Genomic DNA, 20,382 nt, shown 5'->3' on the forward strand with positions numbered 1-20,382 from the left:
CTTTAAGCACTCCGGGCATTCAGCTTGCCACTCACCGCTCTCACCATCAGTTTAATCGCAGAGCAAGACACAAGCGGGCTTGCTCGCGAAGGCGGTGGATCAGTCAGCTCGTTGGTTAGCTGACCCACCGTCTTCGCGAGCAAGCCCGCTCCCACAGGAGATTTCCAGTGCTCAGGAGAAAGTGGCAAGACAAAGAAGGAGGCCACCAGGGCCTCCTTCGTTCATTGCAGCTTGCCGTTACAAACTGGCAATCCGCGCATGTTGCTCGGCCAGCTTGCCCAAGGCCTGTTCCGCCTCGGCCAGTTTGGCCCGTTCCTTCTCGATGACGTCGGCCGGGGCCTTGTCGACGAAGCCGGCGTTGGACAGCTTGCCACCAACCCGCTGGACTTCTCCTTTCAAGCGCAGGATTTCCTTGTCCAGGCGCGCCAGTTCGGCGGCCTTGTCGATCAGGCCGGCCATCGGCACCAGTACTTCCATCTCGCCCACCAGGGCGGTGGCCGACAACGGCGCTTCTTCGCCGGCAGCCAGGACCGTCACCGATTCAAGCTTGGCCAGCTTCTTGAGCAGCGCTTCGTTTTCGTTGAGGCGGCGCAGGTCTTCGGCGCTGGCGTTCTTCAGGAACAGGGTCAGCGGCTTGCCCGGGCCGATGTTCATCTCGGCGCGGATGTTGCGCAGGCCGAGCATGAAGGTCTTGAGCCACTCGATGTCGTCTTCGGCCGCCGGATCGATGCGGCTTTCGTTGGCCACCGGCCACGGTTGCAGCATGATCGTCTTGCCTTGGGCGCCTGCCAGTGGCGCGATGCGCTGCCAGATTTCCTCGGTGATGAACGGCATGAACGGATGCGCCAGGCGCAACGCCACTTCCAGCACGCGCACCAAGGTGCGACGGGTGCCGCGCTGGCGTTCGGCTGGTGCATTTTCGTCCCACAGCACGGGTTTGGACAGTTCCAGATACCAGTCGCAATACTGGTTCCAGATGAACTCGTACAAGGCTTGTGCGGCCAGGTCGAAACGGAACTGGTCCAGTTGGCGGGTCACTTCGGCTTCGGTGCGTTGCAGTTGCGAAATGATCCAGCGGTCAGCCAGGGTCAGCTCATAGGCTTCGCCGTTCTGGCCGCAGTCTTCGCCTTTGTCCAGCACATAGCGCGCGGCGTTCCAGATCTTGTTGCAGAAGTTGCGGTAGCCTTCGACGCGGCCCATGTCGAACTTGATGTCACGACCGGTGGACGCCAGGGAGCAGAAGGTGAAGCGCAGGGCGTCGGTGCCGTAGCTGGCGATGCCATCGGCGAATTCTTCGCGGGTGGCCTTCTCGATCTTCTTCGCCAGTTTCGGCTGCATCAGCCCGGAGGTGCGTTTCTGCACCAGGGTTTCCAGGTCGATGCCGTCGATGATGTCCAGCGGGTCGAGGACGTTGCCCTTGGACTTGGACATCTTCTGGCCCTGGCCATCGCGTACCAGGCCATGGACGTAGACGGTCTTGAACGGGACCTGCGGCGTGCCGTCCTCGTTCTTCACCAGGTGCATGGTCAGCATGATCATCCGGGCGACCCAGAAGAAAATGATGTCGAAGCCGGTAACCAGTACATCGGTGGAGTGGAATTTCTTCAGGAATTCGGTCTGCTGCGGCCAACCCAGGGTCGAGAACGTCCACAGGCCAGAGCTGAACCAGGTGTCGAGGACGTCGTTATCCTGCTGCAGTGCAACGCCCGGGCCGAGGTTGTGCTTGGCGCGGACTTCGGCTTCATCGCGACCGACGTAGACCTTGCCCGACTCGTCGTACCAGGCAGGAATGCGATGGCCCCACCATAGCTGGCGGCTGATGCACCAATCCTGGATATCGCGCATCCACGAGAAGTACATGTTTTCGTATTGCTTGGGCACGAACTGGATGCGACCGTCTTCCACGGCAGCAATCGCCGGCTCGGCCAACGGCTTGGTGGACACGTACCACTGGTCGGTCAGCCACGGCTCGATGATGGTACCGGAGCGGTCGCCTTTCGGGACTTTCAGGCCGTGATCGTCGACGCTGACCAGCAGCCCGGCCGCGTCGAACGCCGCGACGATCTGCTTGCGCGCTTCGAAGCGGTCGAGCCCGGCGTATTCGGCCGGGATCTTGCCGTCGATGCTTTCGTTCAGGGTGCCGTCGAGGTTGAACACCTGGGCGGCCGGCAAGACGTTGGCGTTCTTGTCGAAGATGTTCAGCAGCGGCAGGTTGTGGCGCTTGCCGACTTCGTAGTCGTTGAAATCGTGGGCCGGGGTGATTTTCACGCAGCCGGTGCCGAATTCAGGGTCGCAGTAATCGTCACCGATGATCGGGATGCGGCGGCCGACCAGCGGCAGTTCCACGAACTTGCCGATCAGGGCCTTGTAGCGCTCGTCGTTCGGGTTTACCGCCACGGCCGAGTCGCCCAGCATGGTTTCCGGACGGGTGGTGGCGACGATCAGGTAATCCTTGCCTTCGGCGGTCTTGGCGCCATCGGCCAATGGGTATTTCAGGTTCCACAGGAAACCTTTCTCGTCGTGGTTTTCCACTTCGAGGTCGGAGATGGCGGTGTGCAGCTTGGTGTCCCAGTTGACCAGGCGCTTGCCGCGATAGATCAGCCCGTCCTCGTGCAGGCGCACGAAAGCTTCCTTCACCGCTTCCGAGAGGCCGTCGTCCATGGTGAAGCGCTCGCGGCTCCAGTCCACGGAGGAGCCGAGGCGACGGATCTGACGGCTAATGTTGCCACCGGACTCGTCTTTCCATTCCCAGACTTTCTCGAGAAATTTCTCGCGACCCAGGTCGTGGCGATTCTGGCCCTGGGCTTCGAGGCGGCGCTCCACCAGCATTTGCGTGGCGATACCGGCATGGTCGGTGCCCGGCTGCCACAGGGTGTTGCGCCCCTGCATGCGACGAAAACGGATCAGGGCGTCCATGATCGCGTTATTGAAGCCGTGGCCCATGTGCAGGCTGCCGGTGACGTTCGGCGGCGGGATCATGATGGTGTAGGAATCGCCCGCGCCTTGCGGAGCGAAATAATTCTCGGACTCCCAGGTGTTGTACCAGGAAGTTTCAATGGCGTGCGGCTGGTAGGTCTTATCCATGCGCGGCGGGACCCTATTGGCATTTATTCAGGAAAAGCCGGGAAGTATAGCCGCCGGGCCGGCGGCAAGCTATAAGCTGCAAGCTGCAAGAGGAGAGACTGGCTTTTGCTTGCAGCTTAAAGCTTGCCGCTCGTAGCTGCGGCGAGCAGCCGCTCCATCCTGGCATCCAGCCGACGCTTGATTTCGGTCTCGATGTGCGGGGCGAAGTCGTCGATCACGTCCTGCATGATCAACTGCGCGGCGGCGCGCAATTCGCTGTCCAGGTGCAGCAGGGCATCGGGGCCCTTGGGATCGGCCTTGGGTGCCGGCTTGGGCTCGGGCTGGCCGGAAATCGGTTCGAACAGCAGGGGAATCTGTTCTTCATGCACGGACTCATGCGCGACCGTGTCGGTCAGCAGCGGCGGCTGCAGGGTGTCGTCGCCGAGCAACTGACGGATCGATTCGAGGTCATCCAGCAGATGCGGAGGCTTTGGCGGTGATTTTGGAGTATCCATCGTAGGCTCAGAGTCGCTGTAAACGGTGGTCTTGCAGAGGATAGCCCTGTTCGCGGTAGAAACGGAAACTCTCCCGCGCGGCTTGTCGGATGGCCGGATCCTCCACCACCACTTCCGCCACACGGGCAAAGCGTGGGGCAAAGGCCGGTACTTTCAGATCGAGGTTGACTAGCAGGTCCTGGTGTTGGCCGCAGTCATCCCCCAGCCCTAGCACGATCCACCCTTCGGGTTCGCTTTCGGCCGGGCCGTGGGGCACGAAGCTTTCGCCCTTGAAGGCCCACAGGCGTGCGTCGAGCGCTTCGCGTTGGGCGGCATCGCTGCAATGCAGGTAGATGCGATGGCCCATGCGCCAGGCTTTTTCGGTGAGCTTGCAGGCGAAATCCAGCCGGGCCGAGGGATCGGCGCTGGGCAGGATATAGAAATCGACTTTGGTCATTGCGGTTCCTGAGCTGCCGGTGACGCCGTCCGTAGACGGCGCCATCGGCAATCATGGGTGTCAGGCCTTGGCGCGGTCCAGCAGGTATTGGGTCAGGAGTGGAACCGGACGACCGGTGGCCCCCTTTTCCTTGCCGCCACTGGTCCATGCCGTACCGGCGATGTCCAGGTGCGCCCAGTTCAGATTCTTGGTGAAGCGCGACAGGAAGCACGCTGCCGTGATGGTCCCGGCTTTCGGGCCGCCGATGTTGGCGATATCGGCGAACGGGCTGTCCAGTTGTTCCTGGTATTCGTCGAACAGCGGCAACTGCCAGGCGCGGTCGTCGGCTTGCTGGCCGGCGCTGAGCAGTTGACCGATCAGTTCGTCGTTGTTGCCCAGCAGGCCCGAGGTGTGGGCGCCGAGGGCGACGACGCAAGCACCGGTCAGGGTCGCGATGTCGATTACCGCTTGCGGCTTGAAGCGTTCGGAGTAGGTGAGGGCGTCGCACAGCACCAGGCGGCCTTCGGCGTCGGTGTTGAGGATTTCCACGGTCTGGCCGCTCATCGTCGTGACGATGTCGCCCGGGCGCGAGGCCGTGCCGCTAGGCATGTTCTCGGCGCAGGCCAGGATGCACACCAGGTTGATCGGCAGTTGCAGCTCGAGCACGGCACGCAGGGTGCCGAACACGCTGGCGGCGCCGCCCATGTCGTATTTCATCTCATCCATGCCGGCACCGGGCTTGAGGCTGATGCCGCCGGTGTCGAAGGTAATGCCCTTGCCGACCAGCGCGTAGGGCTTCTCGGACTTCCTGCCGCCGTTGTATTGCATGACGATCAGGCGTGGCGGCTGGGCGCTGCCCTGGCCGACGGAGTAGAAGGAGCCCATGCCCAGGTCCTTGATTTTCTTCTCGTCGAAAACCTCGACCTTCAGGCCCTTGAATTGCTTGCCCAGGGCCTTGGCCTGCTCGCCGAGGAACGTCGGGTGGCAGATGTTCGGCGGCAGGTTGCCCAGGTCGCGGGTAAAAGCCATGCCGTTGGCGATGGCGGTGGCGTGGGTCACGGCGCGCTGGACTTCGGCCTGGGCGGCCTTGATGGTCAGCAAGGTGATTTTTTTCAGGGCGCGGGGTTCGGCCTTCTGGCTCTTGAACCGGTCGAACTGATATTCGCCGTCCACCAGGGTTTCGGCCAGCAGGCGGGTCTTGCCGTAGCTGTCGCGGCCCTTGACTACCAGCTCATCCAGCGCCAATGCGGCATCGCTGCCACCCAGGCCCTTGAGGGTGCCCAGGACGCTGGCGATGATCTTGCGAAACGGACGGTCGCCCAGTTCGGCGTCTTTGCCCACCCCGACCAGCAGCACACGCTCGGCCTTGAGGTTGGGCAGGTTGTGCAGCAGCAGGCTCTGGCCGACCTTGCCGGCGAGGTCGCCGCGCTTGAGCACGGCGCTGATGGCGCCGCCGCACAGGGCGTCGAGCTGGGAGGCGACGACGCCGAGCTTGCGGGCTTCGCCGACGGCAACCACCAGGGTGGCGGTTTTCAACGTTTCTGGGCTAACGCTTTTTACAACCAGTTCCATGTCCGGATCCCTGAGTGAATGGTCAAGATGTCGGGCGCCGACTGTAGCGAGTGAAGCAACGTCACGGTATCGCGCCGCAGACAAAGGCCGCAGTTTGAACCCGGGGGCCCGAAGCTGACAACCCTTGAGACAGCTATCTTTGCGGCTTCAGCCGCCGGTTTAAAGCGTGCGAAGTGACAGGCGCCTCCAATCACAGGATAATGCGGCTCTTTTTTCGGCGGCTCGTGATGGCGAGTGGCTCGATTGCTTGTTTGGCCCCTAGCCTGACAATCCTGGAGTGTCTGGTTTGATCGTCTTTCGATATCTATCCCGCGAAGTCCTGCTGACCCTGAGCGCGGTCAGCGCCGTGCTGCTGGTCATCATCATGAGCGGGCGTTTCATCAAGTACCTCGCCCAGGCCGCTTCCGGCGCGCTGGATCCAGGCTCCCTGTTCCTGATCATGGGTTTCCGCCTGCCAGGCTTCCTGCAACTGATCCTGCCGCTGGGGCTGTTCCTCGGCATTCTGTTGGCCTATGGTCGCCTGTACCTGGACAGCGAGATGACCGTCCTGTCCGCCACCGGCATGAGCCAGCAGCGGCTGTTTCGCATTACCCTGTTCCCGGCGACGCTGGTGGCGCTGGTGGTGGCCTGGCTGAGCATGAGCCTGGCGCCCCAAGGGGCCAATCAGTTCCAGTTGCTGATCAACCAGCAGGACGCCTTGACCGAATTCGACACCCTGGTGCCGGGGCGCTTCCAGGCGCTGCGCGATGGTACCCGCGTCACCTACACCGAACAGCTTTCGGATGACCGGATCAATCTTGGCGGCGTCTTCATCACACAGAAGAACCTGTCATCCAACAGCCAGAAGGATCGCGGCATTTCCGTGCTGGTGGCCGAGAAGGGGCGCCAGGAAATCAATCCCGACGGCAACCGCTACCTGATCCTCGAAAACGGCTACCGCTATGACGGCAAGCCGGGGCAGGCCGACTACCGGGCCATCAAGTACGACACCTACGGTGTGCTGCTGCCCAAGCCCGAAGCCAGCGAGGAAGTCACCGACCGCGACGCGATGCCTACCGCAACCCTGCTGGGCAACGATGACATCCGTGCGCGTACCGAGCTGCAATGGCGCCTGTCGCTGCCATTGCTGGTGTTTATCGTGACCCTGATGGCGGTCCCGCTGGCCCGGGTCAACCCGCGCCAGGGTCGTTTTCTCAAGCTGCTCCCGGCGATTCTCCTGTACATGGCTTACCTGACCATCCTCATTACCGCCCGCGGCGCCTTGGAAAAAGGCAAGATCCCGCCGGCTTTGGGCCTGTGGTGGGTGCATTCGATTTTCCTGGCCATCGGCCTGGGGCTGCTCTACTGGGAGCCGCTGCGCCTGAAGCTGGCGAGCCGTCGCAGCGCGCTGGAGGTGGCCCGTGGTTAAACTCGATCGTTATATTGGCAGCAGCGTCTTCATGGCGATCCTCGCGGTGCTGGGGATCATCCTTGGCCTGGCGACCCTGTTTGCCTTCATCGATGAGATGAGCGACGTCAGCGATACCTACACCCTGGCAGACGTGGCGAGCTATGTGCTGCTGACCGCGCCAAGGCGCCTGTACGACATGCTGCCGATGGCAGCTCTGATCGGCTGCCTGATCGGCCTGGGCAGTCTGGCCAGCAACAGCGAACTGACCATCATGCGGGCCGCCGGGGTTTCCGTCGGTCGGATCGTGTGGGCGGTGATGAAGCCGATGCTGGTGCTGATGCTGGTCGGCGTCCTGATTGGCGAATACATCGCGCCGGCCACCGAGAACACCGCCCAGGCCAACCGTTCCCTGGCCCAGGGTGGTGGCGATGCACAAAGCGCCAAGCATGGCCTGTGGCACCGCCAGGGCGATGAATTCATCCACATCAACTCGGTCCAGCCCAACGGTATCCTCTATGGCGTGACCCGGTATCGCTTTGACGCACAACGCCACATGCTGTCGTCGAGCTTCGCCAAGCGCGCCCAGTTTGCCGAGGATCACTGGCAGTTGAGCGATGTCACCACCACCTTGTTCCATGAAAAGAACACCGAAGTGGTCGCGAGCACGCAGGAGCGTTGGGACGTCGCCATCAGCCCGCAGCTGCTGAGCACAGTCGTCATGGCGCCGGAGTCCCTGTCGATTACCGGCCTGTGGGGGTATATCCACTACCTGGCCGACCAGGGCCTGAACAACGGCCGCTATTGGCTGGCTTTCTGGGTCAAGGTATTGCAACCGCTGGTCACCGCTGCCCTGGTGCTGATGGCCATCTCCTTCATCTTTGGTCCGCTGCGTTCGGTCACCCTCGGGCAGCGGGTGTTTACCGGCGTGCTGGTGGGCTTCACCTTCCGCATTGCCCAGGATCTGCTGGGGCCATCGAGCCTGGTGTTCGGTTTCTCGCCACTGTTCGCGGTGCTGGTGCCGGCGGGTGTCTGTGCGTTGGCCGGACTCTGGCTGTTGCGCCGGGCTGGGTAATCCCAGGAGCTCTGTGGCGAGGGGATACATCCCCTCGCCACGAATACCTCCCCGGCAAAAAACCTCATCGACAGGCGAACGTGACGCTTGCGCGCTGTATCAGGTACAATTCCCGGCTATTTTTCGGCGGGCCCTGCCTGCAGCCTTTTTGAGTGTTGATCCGTGAGTGATTTGAGTCATATCCGCAATTTCTCCATCATCGCCCACATTGACCATGGCAAGTCGACGCTGGCTGATCGCTTCATCCAGATGTGCGGCGGCCTGACCGAGCGTGAGATGGAAGCCCAGGTCCTGGATTCCATGGATCTCGAGCGTGAACGCGGGATTACCATCAAGGCCCACAGCGTCACTCTCTATTACAAGGCCAAAGACGGCGTCACCTATCAACTGAACTTCATTGACACCCCGGGCCACGTCGACTTCACCTACGAAGTCAGCCGTTCGCTGGCGGCCTGTGAGGGGGCGTTGCTGGTGGTCGATGCCGGCCAGGGTGTCGAGGCGCAATCGGTTGCCAACTGCTATACGGCTATCGAGCAAGGCCTGGAAGTCATGCCGGTGCTGAACAAGATCGATCTGCCCCAGGCCGAGCCGGAGCGGGTCAAGGAGGAAATCGAGAAGATCATCGGCATCGACGCCACCGACGCGGTCACCTGCAGCGCCAAGACCGGCCTGGGCGTGGATGAAGTGCTCGAGCGCCTGGTGAACACCATTCCCGCGCCGACCGGCAACATCGAGGATCCGCTGCAAGCGTTGATCATCGACTCCTGGTTCGACAACTACCTGGGCGTGGTGTCCCTGGTTCGCGTGCGCCACGGCCGCGTGAAGAAGGGCGACAAGATCCTGGTCAAGTCCACCGGCAAGGTCCACCTGGTGGACAGCGTCGGTGTATTCAACCCGAAACACACCGCTACCGCCGACCTCAAGGCTGGTGAAGTGGGCTTCATCATCGCCGGCATCAAGGACATCCACGGGGCGCCGGTCGGCGACACCCTGACCCTGAGCTCAACCCCGGATGTCGATGTGCTGCCGGGTTTCAAGCGTATCCAGCCCCAGGTCTATGCCGGCCTGTTCCCGGTCAGTTCCGACGATTTCGAGGATTTCCGCGAAGCACTGCAGAAACTGACCCTGAACGACTCGTCGTTGCAATACACCCCGGAAAGCTCCGACGCCCTGGGCTTTGGCTTCCGTTGCGGGTTCCTGGGCATGCTGCACATGGAAATCATCCAGGAGCGCCTGGAGCGCGAGTACGACCTGGACCTGATCACCACGGCGCCGACGGTAATCTTCGAGCTGCTGCTCAAGAACGGTGAAACCATCTACGTCGACAACCCGTCCAAGCTGCCAGACCTGTCGGCCATCGAAGACATGCGCGAACCGATCGTGCGGGCCAACATCCTTGTGCCTCAAGAGCACCTGGGCAACGTCATTACCCTGTGCATCGAAAAGCGCGGCGTGCAGCACGACATGCTGTTCCTCGGCTCGCAGGTCCAGGTGACCTACGACCTGCCGATGAACGAAGTGGTGCTGGACTTCTTCGACCGCCTGAAATCCACCAGTCGCGGCTATGCTTCGCTGGACTATCATTTCGATCGTTATCAATCGGCTAATCTGGTGAAGCTGGATGTGCTGATCAACGGCGAGAAGGTCGATGCCCTGGCATTGATCGTGCACCGTGACAACGCGCACTACAAAGGTCGTGCATTGACCGAGAAGATGAAGGAACTGATTCCGCGGCAGATGTTCGACGTGGCAATCCAGGCCGCCATTGGCGGGCAGATTGTGGCGCGTACAACCGTCAAGGCGCTCAGAAAGAACGTATTGGCCAAATGCTACGGCGGCGACGTCAGCCGTAAGCGCAAGCTGTTGGAAAAGCAGAAGGCCGGTAAAAAACGCATGAAGCAGGTCGGTAACGTGGAAATTCCACAGGAAGCCTTCCTTGCGGTGCTCAGGTTGGATAGTTAGGTCCTATGTCGCTAAATTTCCCGCTGTTGCTGGTTATCGCCGTGTTTGTCTGCGGTCTGTTGGCGTTGATTGATCTGTTGTTCCTGGCGCCTCGGCGCCGGGCGGCCATTGCCTCCTATCAGGGCAGCGTCAGCCAGCCTGACGGTGTGGTGGTCGAGAAACTCAACAAGGAACCGCTGCTGGTCGAATACGGCAAGTCGTTCTTTCCGGTGCTGTTCATCGTGCTGGTGCTACGTTCGTTTCTGGTGGAACCGTTCCAGATCCCGTCCGGCTCGATGAAGCCGACCCTGGACGTGGGCGATTTCATCCTGGTGAACAAGTTCTCCTATGGGATCCGCCTGCCGGTGATCGACAAGAAAATCATCGAGGTTGGAGATCCGCAACGCGGCGACGTGATGGTGTTCCGCTTCCCCAGCGACCCCAACGTCAACTACATCAAGCGCGTGGTCGGTCTGCCGGGCGACAAGATCCGCTACACCGCCGACAAGCGCTTGTTCGTGAACGGTGAACTGGTAGCCGAACAGTTGCTCGGTTCCGAGCCGGGCACTTTGGGCAGCGCCGAGCTCTACCAGGAAAAACTCGGCGAGGTCGAGCACCTGATCCGCAAGGAAATGAGCCGCTACCGCGCCACGCCGGACCATTCGTGGACGGTGCCGGCCGGGCACTATTTCATGATGGGCGACAACCGCGACAACTCCAACGACAGCCGTTACTGGGATGATCCGAACATTCCCAAGGACATGCTGGGCATGGTTCCCGACCGCAATATCGTCGGCAAGGCCTTCGCGGTCTGGATGAGCTGGCCGGAACCCAAGCTCGGACACCTGCCGAACTTCTCGCGGGTTGGCCTGATCAAGTAAACACACACGGCGCTGTTGAACACAGCGCCGAATGCATTTCTGGAGCCTGGACAAGGCGCCAACGATAGTCAGGACGTCATTTTTGAACACAGCGTTAATTGTCCCAAGCCAACGGCGCGTTGCCGACCTGGCGGTGGAATCCAGCCACGAACTCAGCGTGGGTAAACCGTGAGCGTTTCTCTAAGCCGCCTCGAGCGCCAGCTCGGCTACACCTTCAAGGACCCGGAGCTGATGCTCCTGGCCCTCACTCACCGCAGTTTTGCCGGGCGCAACAACGAACGCCTGGAGTTTCTCGGCGATGCCATCCTCAATTTCGTCGCTGGCGAGGCGCTGTTCGAACGCTTCCCGCTGGCCCGCGAAGGCCAGTTGTCGCGTCTGCGCGCACGCCTGGTAAAAGGTGAGACCCTGGCCGTACTGGCCCGTGGTTTCGATCTGGGCGACTACCTGCGCCTGGGCTCCGGCGAGTTGAAAAGCGGCGGCTTTCGTCGCGAGTCGATCCTGGCCGATGCCCTGGAAGCCCTGATCGGTGCGATCTACCTGGATTCTGGCATGGAAAAGGCCCGCGAGCGCGTGCTGGCCTGGCTGACCTCGGAAATCGACAGCCTGACGCTGGTGGACACCAACAAGGATCCGAAAACCCGTTTGCAGGAATTCCTGCAATCGCGCAGTTGCGAGCTGCCGCGCTACGAAGTCGTGGACATCCAGGGCGAGCCGCACTGCCGTACCTTCTTCGTCGAATGCGAAGTGGTCCTACTGAATGAAAAAAGCCGTGGCCAGGGCGTGAGCCGTCGTATCGCCGAACAGGTGGCGGCCGCCGCAGCATTGATCGCCCTGGGCGTGGAGAATGGCAATGACTGATACAACTGTTACCCGTTGCGGCTATGTCGCCATCGTTGGCCGGCCGAACGTGGGCAAGTCCACATTGCTGAACCATATCCTGGGCCAGAAACTGGCGATCACCTCGCGCAAGCCCCAGACCACCCGCCACAATATGCTGGGTATCAAGACCGAAGGCGACGTGCAGGCCATCTACGTCGACACCCCGGGCATGCACAAGGGTGGCGAAAAGGCCCTGAACCGCTACATGAACAAGACCGCTTCGGCGGCGTTGAAAGACGTCGACGTGGTGATCTTCGTGGTCGACCGTACCAAGTGGACCGAAGAAGACCAGATGGTTCTCGAACGCGTCCAGTACGTGACCGGTCCGCTGATCGTGGCACTGAACAAGACCGACCGCATCGAGGACAAGGCCGAGCTGATGCCGCACCTGAGCTGGTTGCAGGAGCAATTGCCCAACGCCCAGATCATTCCGATCTCGGCCCAGCACGGCCATAATCTGGACGCGCTGGAGCGGGTAATTGCCGAGCACCTGCCGGAAAACGATCACTTCTTCCCCGAAGACCAGATCACCGACCGCAGCAGCCGTTTCCTCGCCGCTGAACTGGTGCGCGAGAAAATCATGCGTCAGCTGGGCGCCGAGCTACCGTACCAGATCACCGTGGAAATCGAAGAGTTCAAGCAGCAGGGCAAGACCCTGCACATCCACGCGTTGATCCTCGTCGAACGTGACGGTCAGAAGAAAATCATCATTGGTGACAAAGGCGAGCGCATCAAGCGCATCGGCACCGAGGCACGCAAGGACATGGAGCTGCTCTTCGACTCCAAGATCATGCTTAACCTGTGGGTCAAGGTGAAGGGTGGCTGGTCGGATGATGAACGGGCGTTGCGGTCGTTGGGTTACGGCGACCTGTAATTCGCCCAGCGGTACACCACGAACCTTGTGGGAGCGGGCTTGCTCGCGAATGCGTCCTGTCAGTCGACATCATTGTCAACCGACACGCCGCATTCGCGAGCAAGCCCGCTCCCACATTGGTTTTGGATCGTTTATAAAATTGTGCTTCGTCAGCGAGACTTCATTTCCTTGTCCCCCACCCAACCCATCGCCCAAGCCGCCTACGTCCTGCATTCGCGCGCCTACCGCGAAAGCAGTGCTTTGGTGGATTTCCTCACGCCGCAAGGGCGGTTGCGGGCGGTATTGCGCGGGGCGCGGGGCAAGGCCGGGACGCTGGCGCGGCCGTTCGTTCCCTTGGAGGTCGAATTCCGCGGGCGGGGCGAGCTGAAGAATGTCGGGCGCATGGAAAGCAGTGGGATCGCAGCCTGGCTCAATGGCGAAGCCTTGTTCAGCGGCCTCTACCTCAATGAACTGCTGATCCGTCTGTTGCCTGCCGAAGATCCCCATCCCGCCGTCTTCGACCATTACGCCGCGACACTACTGGCCCTGGCCGAAGGGCGGCCGCTGGAGCCGTTGCTGCGATCTTTCGAATGGCGGTTGCTGGATGACCTGGGCTATGGATTCGCTCTCGACGCCGATCTGCACGGCGAGCCCATTGCCGCCGATGGCCTGTACCGCTTGCAGGTGGATGCCGGCCTGGAGCGTGTCTACCTGTTGCAGCCCGGCCTGTTCAATGGTGTCGAGCTGCTGGCCATGGCCGAGGCCGACTGGAGTGCGCCGGGCGCGCTGTCCGCAGCCAAGCGTCTGATGCGCCAGGCCTTGGCGGTTCACCTGGGCGGCAAGCCGCTGGTCAGTCGCGAGCTGTTTCGCAAGCCCTGATCAACCCGTATGCTGTGGGCCGAATCTCTGTCCATTCAAGGAGCGCTTTTCGTGAGCACCAGCAATCGCATTCTTCTCGGCGTGAACATCGACCATGTCGCCACCCTGCGCCAGGCCCGCGGTACCCGCTATCCGGATCCGGTCAAGGCCGCACTGGACGCCGAAGAGGCGGGCGCCGACGGCATCACCGTGCACCTGCGCGAAGACCGTCGTCATATCCAGGAACGCGATGTGCTGCTGCTCAAGGATGTGTTGCAAACCCGCATGAATTTCGAGATGGGCGTGACCGAAGAAATGATGGCGTTCGCCGAACGTATTCGTCCGGCGCACATCTGCCTGGTGCCGGAAACGCGCCAGGAACTGACCACCGAAGGCGGCCTGGACGTGGCCGGGCAGGAAACGCGGATCAAGGCGGCGGTGGAGCGGCTGTCGAAAACCGGCGCCGAGGTGTCGTTGTTCATCGATGCCGACGAGCGGCAGATCGAGGCCTCCAAGCGGGTCGGTGCCCCAGCCGTGGAACTGCACACCGGCCGCTACGCCGATGCCGAGACCCCCACGGATGTGGCCGATGAGCTGCAGCGGGTGGCTGACGGTGTCGCGTTCGGCCTGGCCCAGGGCCTGATCGTCAACGCCGGCCATGGCCTGCATTACCACAACGTCGAAGCTGTGGCGGCCATCAAGGGCATCAACGAACTGAACATCGGCCATGCGCTGGTGGCCCATGCCTTGTTTGTCGGGTTCAAGTCGGCGGTGGCGGAGATGAAGGCGCTGATCCTGGCTGCCGCCAAGTCCTGACCGCAGCCATAAACCCAATGTGGCTGCTCACTTAAGGCTTGCCTGATTCATTGTGGCGAGGGAGCTTGCTCCCGCGCCACAGGTTCATCACAGCATCGGATGGTGCACAGCCATCAGAGCTGCGGGCTTTCCTGGTTCGGCTTGCTCTTGTCGACGCCCGGCACATGCAGGTTGCCCTCGGCCACCTGGTTGCCTTCGAGCTGCGGTTGCGTGACCCAGGTCAGGATGTCGTAGTAGCGGCGGATGTTCGCCACGAAATGCACCGGCTCGCCGCCCCGGGCGTAGCCGTAGCGGGTCTTGCTGTACCACTGTTTCTGGGACAGGCGCGGCAGGATCTTCTTCACGTCCAGCCACTTGTTCGGGTTCAGCCCTTCCTTGGCCGCCAGCTTGCGGGCATCGTCCAGGTGACCGCTGCCGACGTTGTAGGCGGCAAGGGCGAACCAGGTGCGGTCTGGCTCCTGGATACTCTCGTCCAATTGATCCTTCATGTAGGCCAGGTACTTGGCGCCGCCCATGATGCTTTGTTTCGGGTCCAGGCGGTTGGACACGCCCATGGCCTGGGCGGTGTTCTGGGTCAGCATCATCAGGCCGCGCACACCGGTTTTGGACGTGACCGCCGGTTGCCAAAGGGATTCCTGGTAGCCGATGGCGGCCAACAGGCGCCAATCGACTTTTTCCTGCTTGGCGTAGGTCTTGAAGTGCTGCTCGTATTTGGGCAACCGTTGCTGCAAATGCTGGGCGAAGGTGGTGGCGCCCATGTAGCCGAGGACATCGACGTGTCCGTAATAGCGGTCTTTGAGGCGTTGCAGGGTGCCGTTCTTCTGCACTTTGTCGAGGTAGGCGTTGATCTCGTTGAGCAGGCTGTTGTCTTCGCCGGGGGCCACTGCCCAGCTCTGGCTGCGGGCATCGCCCAGGTCGAAGGCCACGCGCACGTTGGGGAAGTACACCTGGTTCATCGCCACTTCGTTGGAGTCCACCAGGGTCAGGTCGATCTGGCCCTCATCGACCATGCGCAAAAGGTCGACCACTTCGACGGCGTCGGATTCTTCGTATTCGATGCCTGGATACTGCTGTTTCAGCTGCGCCAGTTGCTCGGCGTGGGTGCTGCCCTTGAGCACCATGATCTTCTTGCCCGCCAGGGCCGCCGCGTCGGTGGGGCGTGACTGGCCGTTGCGGTAGATGACCTGCGGGGTGACTTCCAGGTAGGAATGGGAGAACCGCACCTGTTTCTTGCGCGCCTCGCTGCTGACCAGCCCCGCGGCCGCCAGTACCGGGCCGTTGGGCTTGCCGATCTGGCTGAACAGGTCGTCGAGGTTGTCGGCGGTCTCGATTTTCAGTTCCACGCCCAAATCGTCGGCGAAACGCTTCACCAGCTCGTATTCGAAGCCGGTTTCACCGTTGCGATCCTCAAAGTAGGTGGCGGGGCTGTTCCGGGTAACCACCCGCAGCACGCCATCCTCCTTTACGCGCTCCAGTGTGTTGGGTTTCTCAACACAACCACTGAGCACCAGGAAGAGTCCGGTTGCGATCAGCCATCTGGCGTACCGCGGACGCAAAGCCGTTGGGGAAAACATCTGCGCAGTATACGCAAACGGCCCTTGCCGCCATATCTCGACAGCGAAAGGCCAGTCTGCTAGCGGTTGCAAAACATGTCTGCAACACAAGCCGGCCGGCGCGTGGCGGGTTTTGTGCCGATTAAAAAAATCTCGGCACGAACATTGGAACGGACGTTCAACAAGGGTTTTGGTGCAGAGACCGACATTCGGCCCGCATCGCGGATGCCGTTTCGGGTGCCGTTGCCGACGGTTTAGGCTAGAATGCACGGCCTCAAAGCACACCCCCTTCCCGAGGCTGTCCCGAAGATGTTGATCCTGCGCGGCGCTCCTGCCCTTTCTGCCTTTCGCCACAGCAAATTCCTTGAGCAACTGAGCCAGAAGGTTTCGGCTGTCAGTGGCTTGTATGCTGAATTCGCTCACTTCGCCGAAGTCACCGGCGGTTTGACCGGCGACGAACAGCAGGTGCTCGCGCGCCTTCTGAAATACGGTCCCAGCGTTCCCGTCCAGGAGCCGGCCGGTCGCCTGTTCCTGGTACTGCCGCGCTTCGGCACCATTTCGCCGTGGTCGAGCAAGGCCAGCGACATCGCCCGCAACTGCGGCCTGGCGAAAATCCAGCGCCTGGAGCGCGGCATTGCCTTTTATGTTGCCGGTGAGTTCAGCGAGGCCGAGGCCCGACTGATCGCCGACAGCCTGCATGACCGCATGACCCAGGTCGTGCTGGGCAACCTGGAACAGGCCGCCGGCCTGTTCAGCCACGCCGAGCCCAAGCCACTGACCGCCATCGACGTGCTGGGCGGTGGCCGTGCCGCGCTGGAAAAAGCCAACGCCGAGCTTGGCCTGGCCCTGGCCGAAGACGAGATCGATTACCTGGTCAACGCCTTCCAGGGCTTGAAGCGCAACCCCCACGACATCGAACTGATGATGTTTGCCCAGGCCAACTCCGAGCACTGCCGCCACAAGATCTTCAACGCCAGTTGGGACATTGACGGCCAGAGCCAGGAAAAAAGCCTGTTCGGCATGATCAAGAACACCTACCAGATGCACAGCGAAGGCGTTCTGTCTGCTTATAAGGACAACGCTTCGGTGATCGTCGGCAGCGTTGCCGGCCGCTTCTTCCCGAATCCCGAGACCCGCCAGTACGGTGCGGTCCAGGAGCCGGTGCACATTCTGATGAAGGTCGAGACCCACAACCACCCGACCGCGATTGCGCCATTCCCGGGCGCGTCCACCGGCTCCGGTGGCGAGATCCGCGACGAAGGTGCAACCGGTCGCGGCGCCAAGCCCAAGGCTGGCCTGACCGGTTTCACCGTGTCGAACCTGCAGATCCCCGGCTTCGAACAACCGTGGGAAAAGCCTTACGGCAAGCCTGAGCGCATCGTCAACGCCCTCGACATCATGATCGAAGGCCCGCTGGGTGGCGCTGCGTTCAACAACGAATTCGGCCGTCCGGCCCTGACCGGTTACTTCCGTACCTTCGAGCAATCCATCACCACGCCCCGTGGCGAAGAAGTGCGCGGCTACCACAAGCCGATCATGCTCGCCGGCGGCATGGGCAACATTCGCGCCGAACACGTGCAGAAAGGCGAGATCGTGGTCGGCTCCAAGCTGATCGTCCTCGGCGGCCCGGCCATGCTGATCGGCCTGGGCGGCGGCGCGGCGTCCTCCATGGCCACCGGCACCAGCTCGGCGGACCTGGATTTCGCGTCGGTCCAGCGGGAAAACCCGGAAATGGAACGCCGTTGTCAGGAAGTCATCGACCGTTGCTGGCAGTTGGGTGACAAGAACCCGATCAGCTTCATCCACGACGTTGGCGCGGGCGGCCTGTCCAACGCCTTCCCGGAACTGGTCAACGACGGTGGCCGTGGTGGCCGCTTCGAGCTGCGCAACATTCCGAACGACGAACCGGGCATGGCCCCGCACGAAATCTGGAGCAACGAATCCCAGGAACGTTACGTCCTGGCAGTCGGCCCGGCCGACTTCGAGCGCTTCCAGGCGATCTGCGAGCGCGAGCGCTGCCCGTTCGCCGTGGTCGGCGAAGCCACTGCCGAGCCGCAACTGACCGTTACCGACAGCCACTTCGGCAACAGCCCGGTGGACATGCCACTGGAAGTGCTGCTGGGCAAGGCCCCGCGCATGCACCGTTCGGCCGTTCGCGAAACCGAGCTGGGCGACGATTTCGATCCGTCCACCCTCGACATCGCCGATTCCATCGAGCGCGTCCTGCATCACCCGGCCGTGGCGAGCAAGAGCTTCCTGATCACCATCGGTGACCGCACCATCACCGGCCTCGTGGCCCGTGACCAGATGGTCGGCCCGTGGCAGGTGCCGGTGGCTGATGTCGCCGTGACCGCCACCAGTTTCGACGTCTACACCGGTGAAGCCATGGCCATGGGCGAACGCACGCCGCTGGCCCTGCTGGACGCCCCGGCGTCGGGCCGCATGGCCATCGGCGAGGCGCTGACCAATCTTGCGGCCTCGCGCATCGGCAAGATTTCCGACATCAAGCTGTCGGCCAACTGGATGTCCGCCGCCGGCCATCCGGGTGAGGACGCCCGCCTGTACGACACCGTCAAGGCCGTCGGCATGGAGCTGTGCCCGGAACTGGGGATCACCATTCCGGTGGGCAAGGACTCCATGTCCATGGCCACGCGCTGGAACGAAGACGGCGTGGACAAGAGCGTGACCTCGCCGCTGTCGCTGATCGTGACCGGTTTCGCCCCGGTCATCGACATCCGCCAGACCCTGACCCCGCAACTGCGCATGGACAAGGGCACCACCGACCTGATCCTGATCGATCTGGGCCGTGGCCAGAACCGCATGGGCGCCTCGATCCTGGCCCAGGTGCATGGCAAGCTCGGCAAACAGGCACCTGACGTCGACGATGCCGAAGACCTGAAGGCGTTCTTCGCCGTCATCCAGGGCCTCAATGCCGACGGCCACCTGCTGGCCTACCACGACCGTTCCGATGGCGGCCTGCTGACCACCGTGATGGAAATGGCCTTCGCCGGCCACTGCGGCCTGAGCCTGACCCTCGACAGCGTGGCGGAATCCGCCGCCGAGATCCCGGCCATCCTGTTCAACGAAGAACTGGGTGCGGTGATCCAGGTTCGCCAGGACGCCACTCCGGACATCCTCGCCCAGTTCAGCGCGGCAGGCCTGGCCGATTGCGTCTCGGTGATCGGCCAGCCGATCAACAATGCCCACGTCAACATCACCTTCAATGGCGATACCGTCTTCGAAGGCCAGCGTCGCCTGTTGCAACGCCAGTGGGCTGAAACCAGTTACCAGATCCAACGCCTGCGGGACAACGCCGATTGCGCCGATCAGGAATTCGACGTCCTGCTGGAAGAAGACAACCCGGGCCTGAGCGCCAAGCTCAGCTACGACGTCAACCACGACGTGGCGGCACCCTACATCAAGAAAGGCATTCGCCCACAAGTGGCGGTCCTGCGCGAGCAGGGCGTCAACGGCCAGGTAGAGATGGCGGCGGCGTTCGACCGTGCCGGTTTCAACGCGATCGACGTGCACATGAGCGACATCCTCGCCGGTCGTGTCGACCTGAACGACTTCAAGGGCATGGTGGCCTGTGGCGGTTTCTCCTACGGCGACGTGCTCGGTGCCGGTGAAGGCTGGGCCAAGTCGGCGCTGTTCAACAGCCGCGCCCGTGATGCGTTCCAAGGCTTCTTCGAGCGCACCGACAGTTTCACTCTGGGTGTGTGCAACGGTTGCCAGATGATGTCCAACCTGCACGAGCTGATCCCGGGCAGCGAGTTCTGGCCGCACTTCGTGCGTAACCGTTCCGAGCAGTTCGAAGCCCGCGTGGCGATGGTCCAGGTGCAGGAGTCGAACTCGATCTTCCTGCAGGGCATGGCCGGTTCGCGCATGCCGATCGCTATTGCCCACGGTGAAGGTCATGCGGAATTCGAAAGCGAAGAAGCGCTGCTCGAAGCCGACCTGTCCGGTTGCGTGTCGCTGCGGTTCGTCGATAACCACGGCAAGGTCACCGAAACCTACCCGGCCAACCCGAACGGCTCGCCGCGCGGGATCACTGGCCTGACCAGCCGTGACGGCCGCGTGACGATCATGATGCCGCACCCTGAGCGCGTATTCCGCGCGGTGCAGAACTCGTGGCGTTCGGACGACTGGAACGAAGACGCGCCATGGATGCGCATGTTCCGCAACGCCCGCGTCTGGGTGAACTAAAGGCGTGTACAAGCTCTGCTTCTTCGTCCCGGCCAGCCATGTGGACGAGGTCAAAAGTGCCGTATTCGCTGCCGGTGGCGGGCGGATCGGCGACTATGACCACTGCGCCTGGCAAGTGCTGGGCCAGGGCCAGTTTCGCCCCTTGGACGGCAGCCAGCCGTTCATTGGCGAAGCGGGACGGGTCGAGCAGGTCGAGGAATGGAAGGTGGAGCTTGTGGTGGCCGATGATTTGATCGGTGGGGTGGTGGATGCGTTGAAGCAAAGCCATCCCTACGAGACGCAGGCCTATGAAGTGTGGCGGTTGGAGGATTTCTGATCCTTCGCTCGTCGAATAAAAAACCCGCTGATTCAATCAGCGGGTTTTTTAT

Annotated in this window: 15 protein-coding genes; 10 read left to right on the forward strand and 5 right to left on the reverse strand. The window is 62.0% G+C overall.

Annotated elements, in window-relative coordinates:
• Positions 1-237: 237 nt before the first annotated feature.
• The 4 genes from FBY02_RS26475 to FBY02_RS26490 all read right to left on the reverse strand — a co-directional run bounded on the left by FBY02_RS26475 (position 238) and on the right by FBY02_RS26490 (position 5,565).
• The gene (locus FBY02_RS26475) at positions 238-3,084 is read right to left on the reverse strand and encodes a valine--tRNA ligase (RefSeq protein ID WP_144931255.1); all 2,847 of its coding nucleotides are present in this window, start codon (positions 3,082-3,084) and stop codon (positions 238-240) included.
• Positions 3,085-3,200: 116 nt separating this feature from the next.
• Complete coding sequence (locus tag FBY02_RS26480; RefSeq protein ID WP_144931257.1) at positions 3,201-3,578, reverse strand: DNA polymerase III subunit chi; 378 nt, start codon at positions 3,576-3,578, stop codon at positions 3,201-3,203.
• Positions 3,579-3,585: 7 nt separating this feature from the next.
• Positions 3,586-4,014 carry a DNA polymerase III subunit chi gene (locus FBY02_RS26485; protein WP_144931260.1) on the reverse strand — a complete coding sequence of 143 codons (429 nt, stop codon included), beginning with the start codon at positions 4,012-4,014 and terminating at the stop codon, positions 3,586-3,588.
• Between the two features lie 60 nt (positions 4,015-4,074).
• Positions 4,075-5,565: a leucyl aminopeptidase gene (locus tag FBY02_RS26490; protein WP_144931262.1), complete on the reverse strand. Its 1,491-nt coding sequence runs from the start codon at positions 5,563-5,565 to the stop codon at positions 4,075-4,077.
• 286 nt (positions 5,566-5,851) lie between these two features.
• Here FBY02_RS26490 and lptF point away from each other — a divergent pair, with 286 nt between their 5' ends.
• The 8 genes from lptF (at position 5,852) to pdxJ (ending at position 14,255) form a co-directional block, all read left to right on the forward strand.
• Positions 5,852-6,973, forward strand: coding sequence for an LPS export ABC transporter permease LptF (gene lptF, locus FBY02_RS26495; RefSeq protein WP_144931264.1), 1,122 nt, complete (start codon positions 5,852-5,854; stop codon positions 6,971-6,973).
• The gene (gene lptG, locus FBY02_RS26500; protein WP_144931266.1) at positions 6,966-8,027 is read left to right on the forward strand and encodes an LPS export ABC transporter permease LptG; all 1,062 of its coding nucleotides are present in this window, start codon (positions 6,966-6,968) and stop codon (positions 8,025-8,027) included. Before lptF ends, lptG begins: the two co-directional genes overlap by 8 nt.
• A gap of 162 nt (positions 8,028-8,189) precedes the next feature.
• On the forward strand, positions 8,190-9,989 hold the full coding sequence (gene lepA, locus FBY02_RS26505) for a translation elongation factor 4 (RefSeq protein ID WP_144931268.1): 1,800 nt from the start codon (positions 8,190-8,192) through the stop codon (positions 9,987-9,989).
• 5 nt (positions 9,990-9,994) lie between these two features.
• Positions 9,995-10,849 (forward strand): signal peptidase I, encoded by an 855-nt coding sequence (gene lepB, locus FBY02_RS26510; RefSeq protein WP_144931270.1) that lies wholly within the window; start codon positions 9,995-9,997, stop codon positions 10,847-10,849.
• 168 nt (positions 10,850-11,017) lie between these two features.
• Positions 11,018-11,707, forward strand: coding sequence for a ribonuclease III (gene rnc / locus FBY02_RS26515; RefSeq protein ID WP_041022961.1), 690 nt, complete (start codon positions 11,018-11,020; stop codon positions 11,705-11,707).
• Complete coding sequence (gene era, locus FBY02_RS26520; RefSeq protein ID WP_144931272.1) at positions 11,700-12,602, forward strand: GTPase Era; 903 nt, start codon at positions 11,700-11,702, stop codon at positions 12,600-12,602. The genes rnc and era overlap by 8 nt, the downstream gene beginning before the upstream one ends.
• 168 nt (positions 12,603-12,770) lie before the next feature.
• Positions 12,771-13,460 carry a DNA repair protein RecO gene (gene recO / locus FBY02_RS26525; RefSeq protein ID WP_144931274.1) on the forward strand — a complete coding sequence of 230 codons (690 nt, stop codon included), beginning with the start codon at positions 12,771-12,773 and terminating at the stop codon, positions 13,458-13,460.
• A gap of 9 nt (positions 13,461-13,469) precedes the next feature.
• Positions 13,470-14,255, forward strand: a complete 786-nt coding sequence (pdxJ, locus tag FBY02_RS26530) for a pyridoxine 5'-phosphate synthase (RefSeq protein ID WP_371921439.1) — start codon at positions 13,470-13,472, stop codon at positions 14,253-14,255.
• Positions 14,256-14,368: 113 nt separating this feature from the next.
• On the opposite strand, the gene mltF is transcribed toward pdxJ, so the two are convergent.
• The gene (mltF, locus tag FBY02_RS26535) at positions 14,369-15,829 is read right to left on the reverse strand and encodes a membrane-bound lytic murein transglycosylase MltF (protein WP_144931278.1); all 1,461 of its coding nucleotides are present in this window, start codon (positions 15,827-15,829) and stop codon (positions 14,369-14,371) included.
• A 288-nt stretch (positions 15,830-16,117) separates the two neighbouring features.
• Between mltF and purL the strand changes: the two genes are divergently transcribed.
• A complete protein-coding gene (purL, locus tag FBY02_RS26540; protein ID WP_144931280.1) occupies positions 16,118-20,014 on the forward strand; it encodes a phosphoribosylformylglycinamidine synthase in 3,897 nt (1,298 codons plus the stop codon).
• A 4-nt stretch (positions 20,015-20,018) separates the two neighbouring features.
• Positions 20,019-20,330, forward strand: a complete 312-nt coding sequence (locus FBY02_RS26545) for a YqfO family protein (protein ID WP_144931282.1) — start codon at positions 20,019-20,021, stop codon at positions 20,328-20,330.
• Positions 20,331-20,382 lie beyond the last annotated feature (52 nt).

This window comes from Pseudomonas sp. SJZ078 (assembly GCF_007828255.1).
In the GTDB taxonomy this organism is placed as follows: domain Bacteria; phylum Pseudomonadota; class Gammaproteobacteria; order Pseudomonadales; family Pseudomonadaceae; genus Aquipseudomonas.

Coding starts and splice junctions, on each gene's coding strand:
- FBY02_RS26475 (WP_144931255.1), bottom strand. CDS start 3,084: ATGGATAAGACCTACCAGCCGCACGCCATTGAAACTTCCTGGTACAAC.
- FBY02_RS26480 (WP_144931257.1), bottom strand. CDS start 3,578: ATGGATACTCCAAAATCACCGCCAAAGCCTCCGCATCTGCTGGATGAC.
- FBY02_RS26485 (WP_144931260.1), bottom strand. CDS start 4,014: ATGACCAAAGTCGATTTCTATATCCTGCCCAGCGCCGATCCCTCGGCC.
- FBY02_RS26490 (WP_144931262.1), bottom strand. CDS start 5,565: ATGGAACTGGTTGTAAAAAGCGTTAGCCCAGAAACGTTGAAAACCGCC.
- lepB (WP_144931270.1), top strand. CDS start 9,995: ATGTCGCTAAATTTCCCGCTGTTGCTGGTTATCGCCGTGTTTGTCTGC.
- era (WP_144931272.1), top strand. CDS start 11,700: ATGACTGATACAACTGTTACCCGTTGCGGCTATGTCGCCATCGTTGGC.
- pdxJ (WP_371921439.1), top strand. CDS start 13,470: ATGCTGTGGGCCGAATCTCTGTCCATTCAAGGAGCGCTTTTCGTGAGC.
- mltF (WP_144931278.1), bottom strand. CDS start 15,829: ATGTTTTCCCCAACGGCTTTGCGTCCGCGGTACGCCAGATGGCTGATC.
- purL (WP_144931280.1), top strand. CDS start 16,118: ATGTTGATCCTGCGCGGCGCTCCTGCCCTTTCTGCCTTTCGCCACAGC.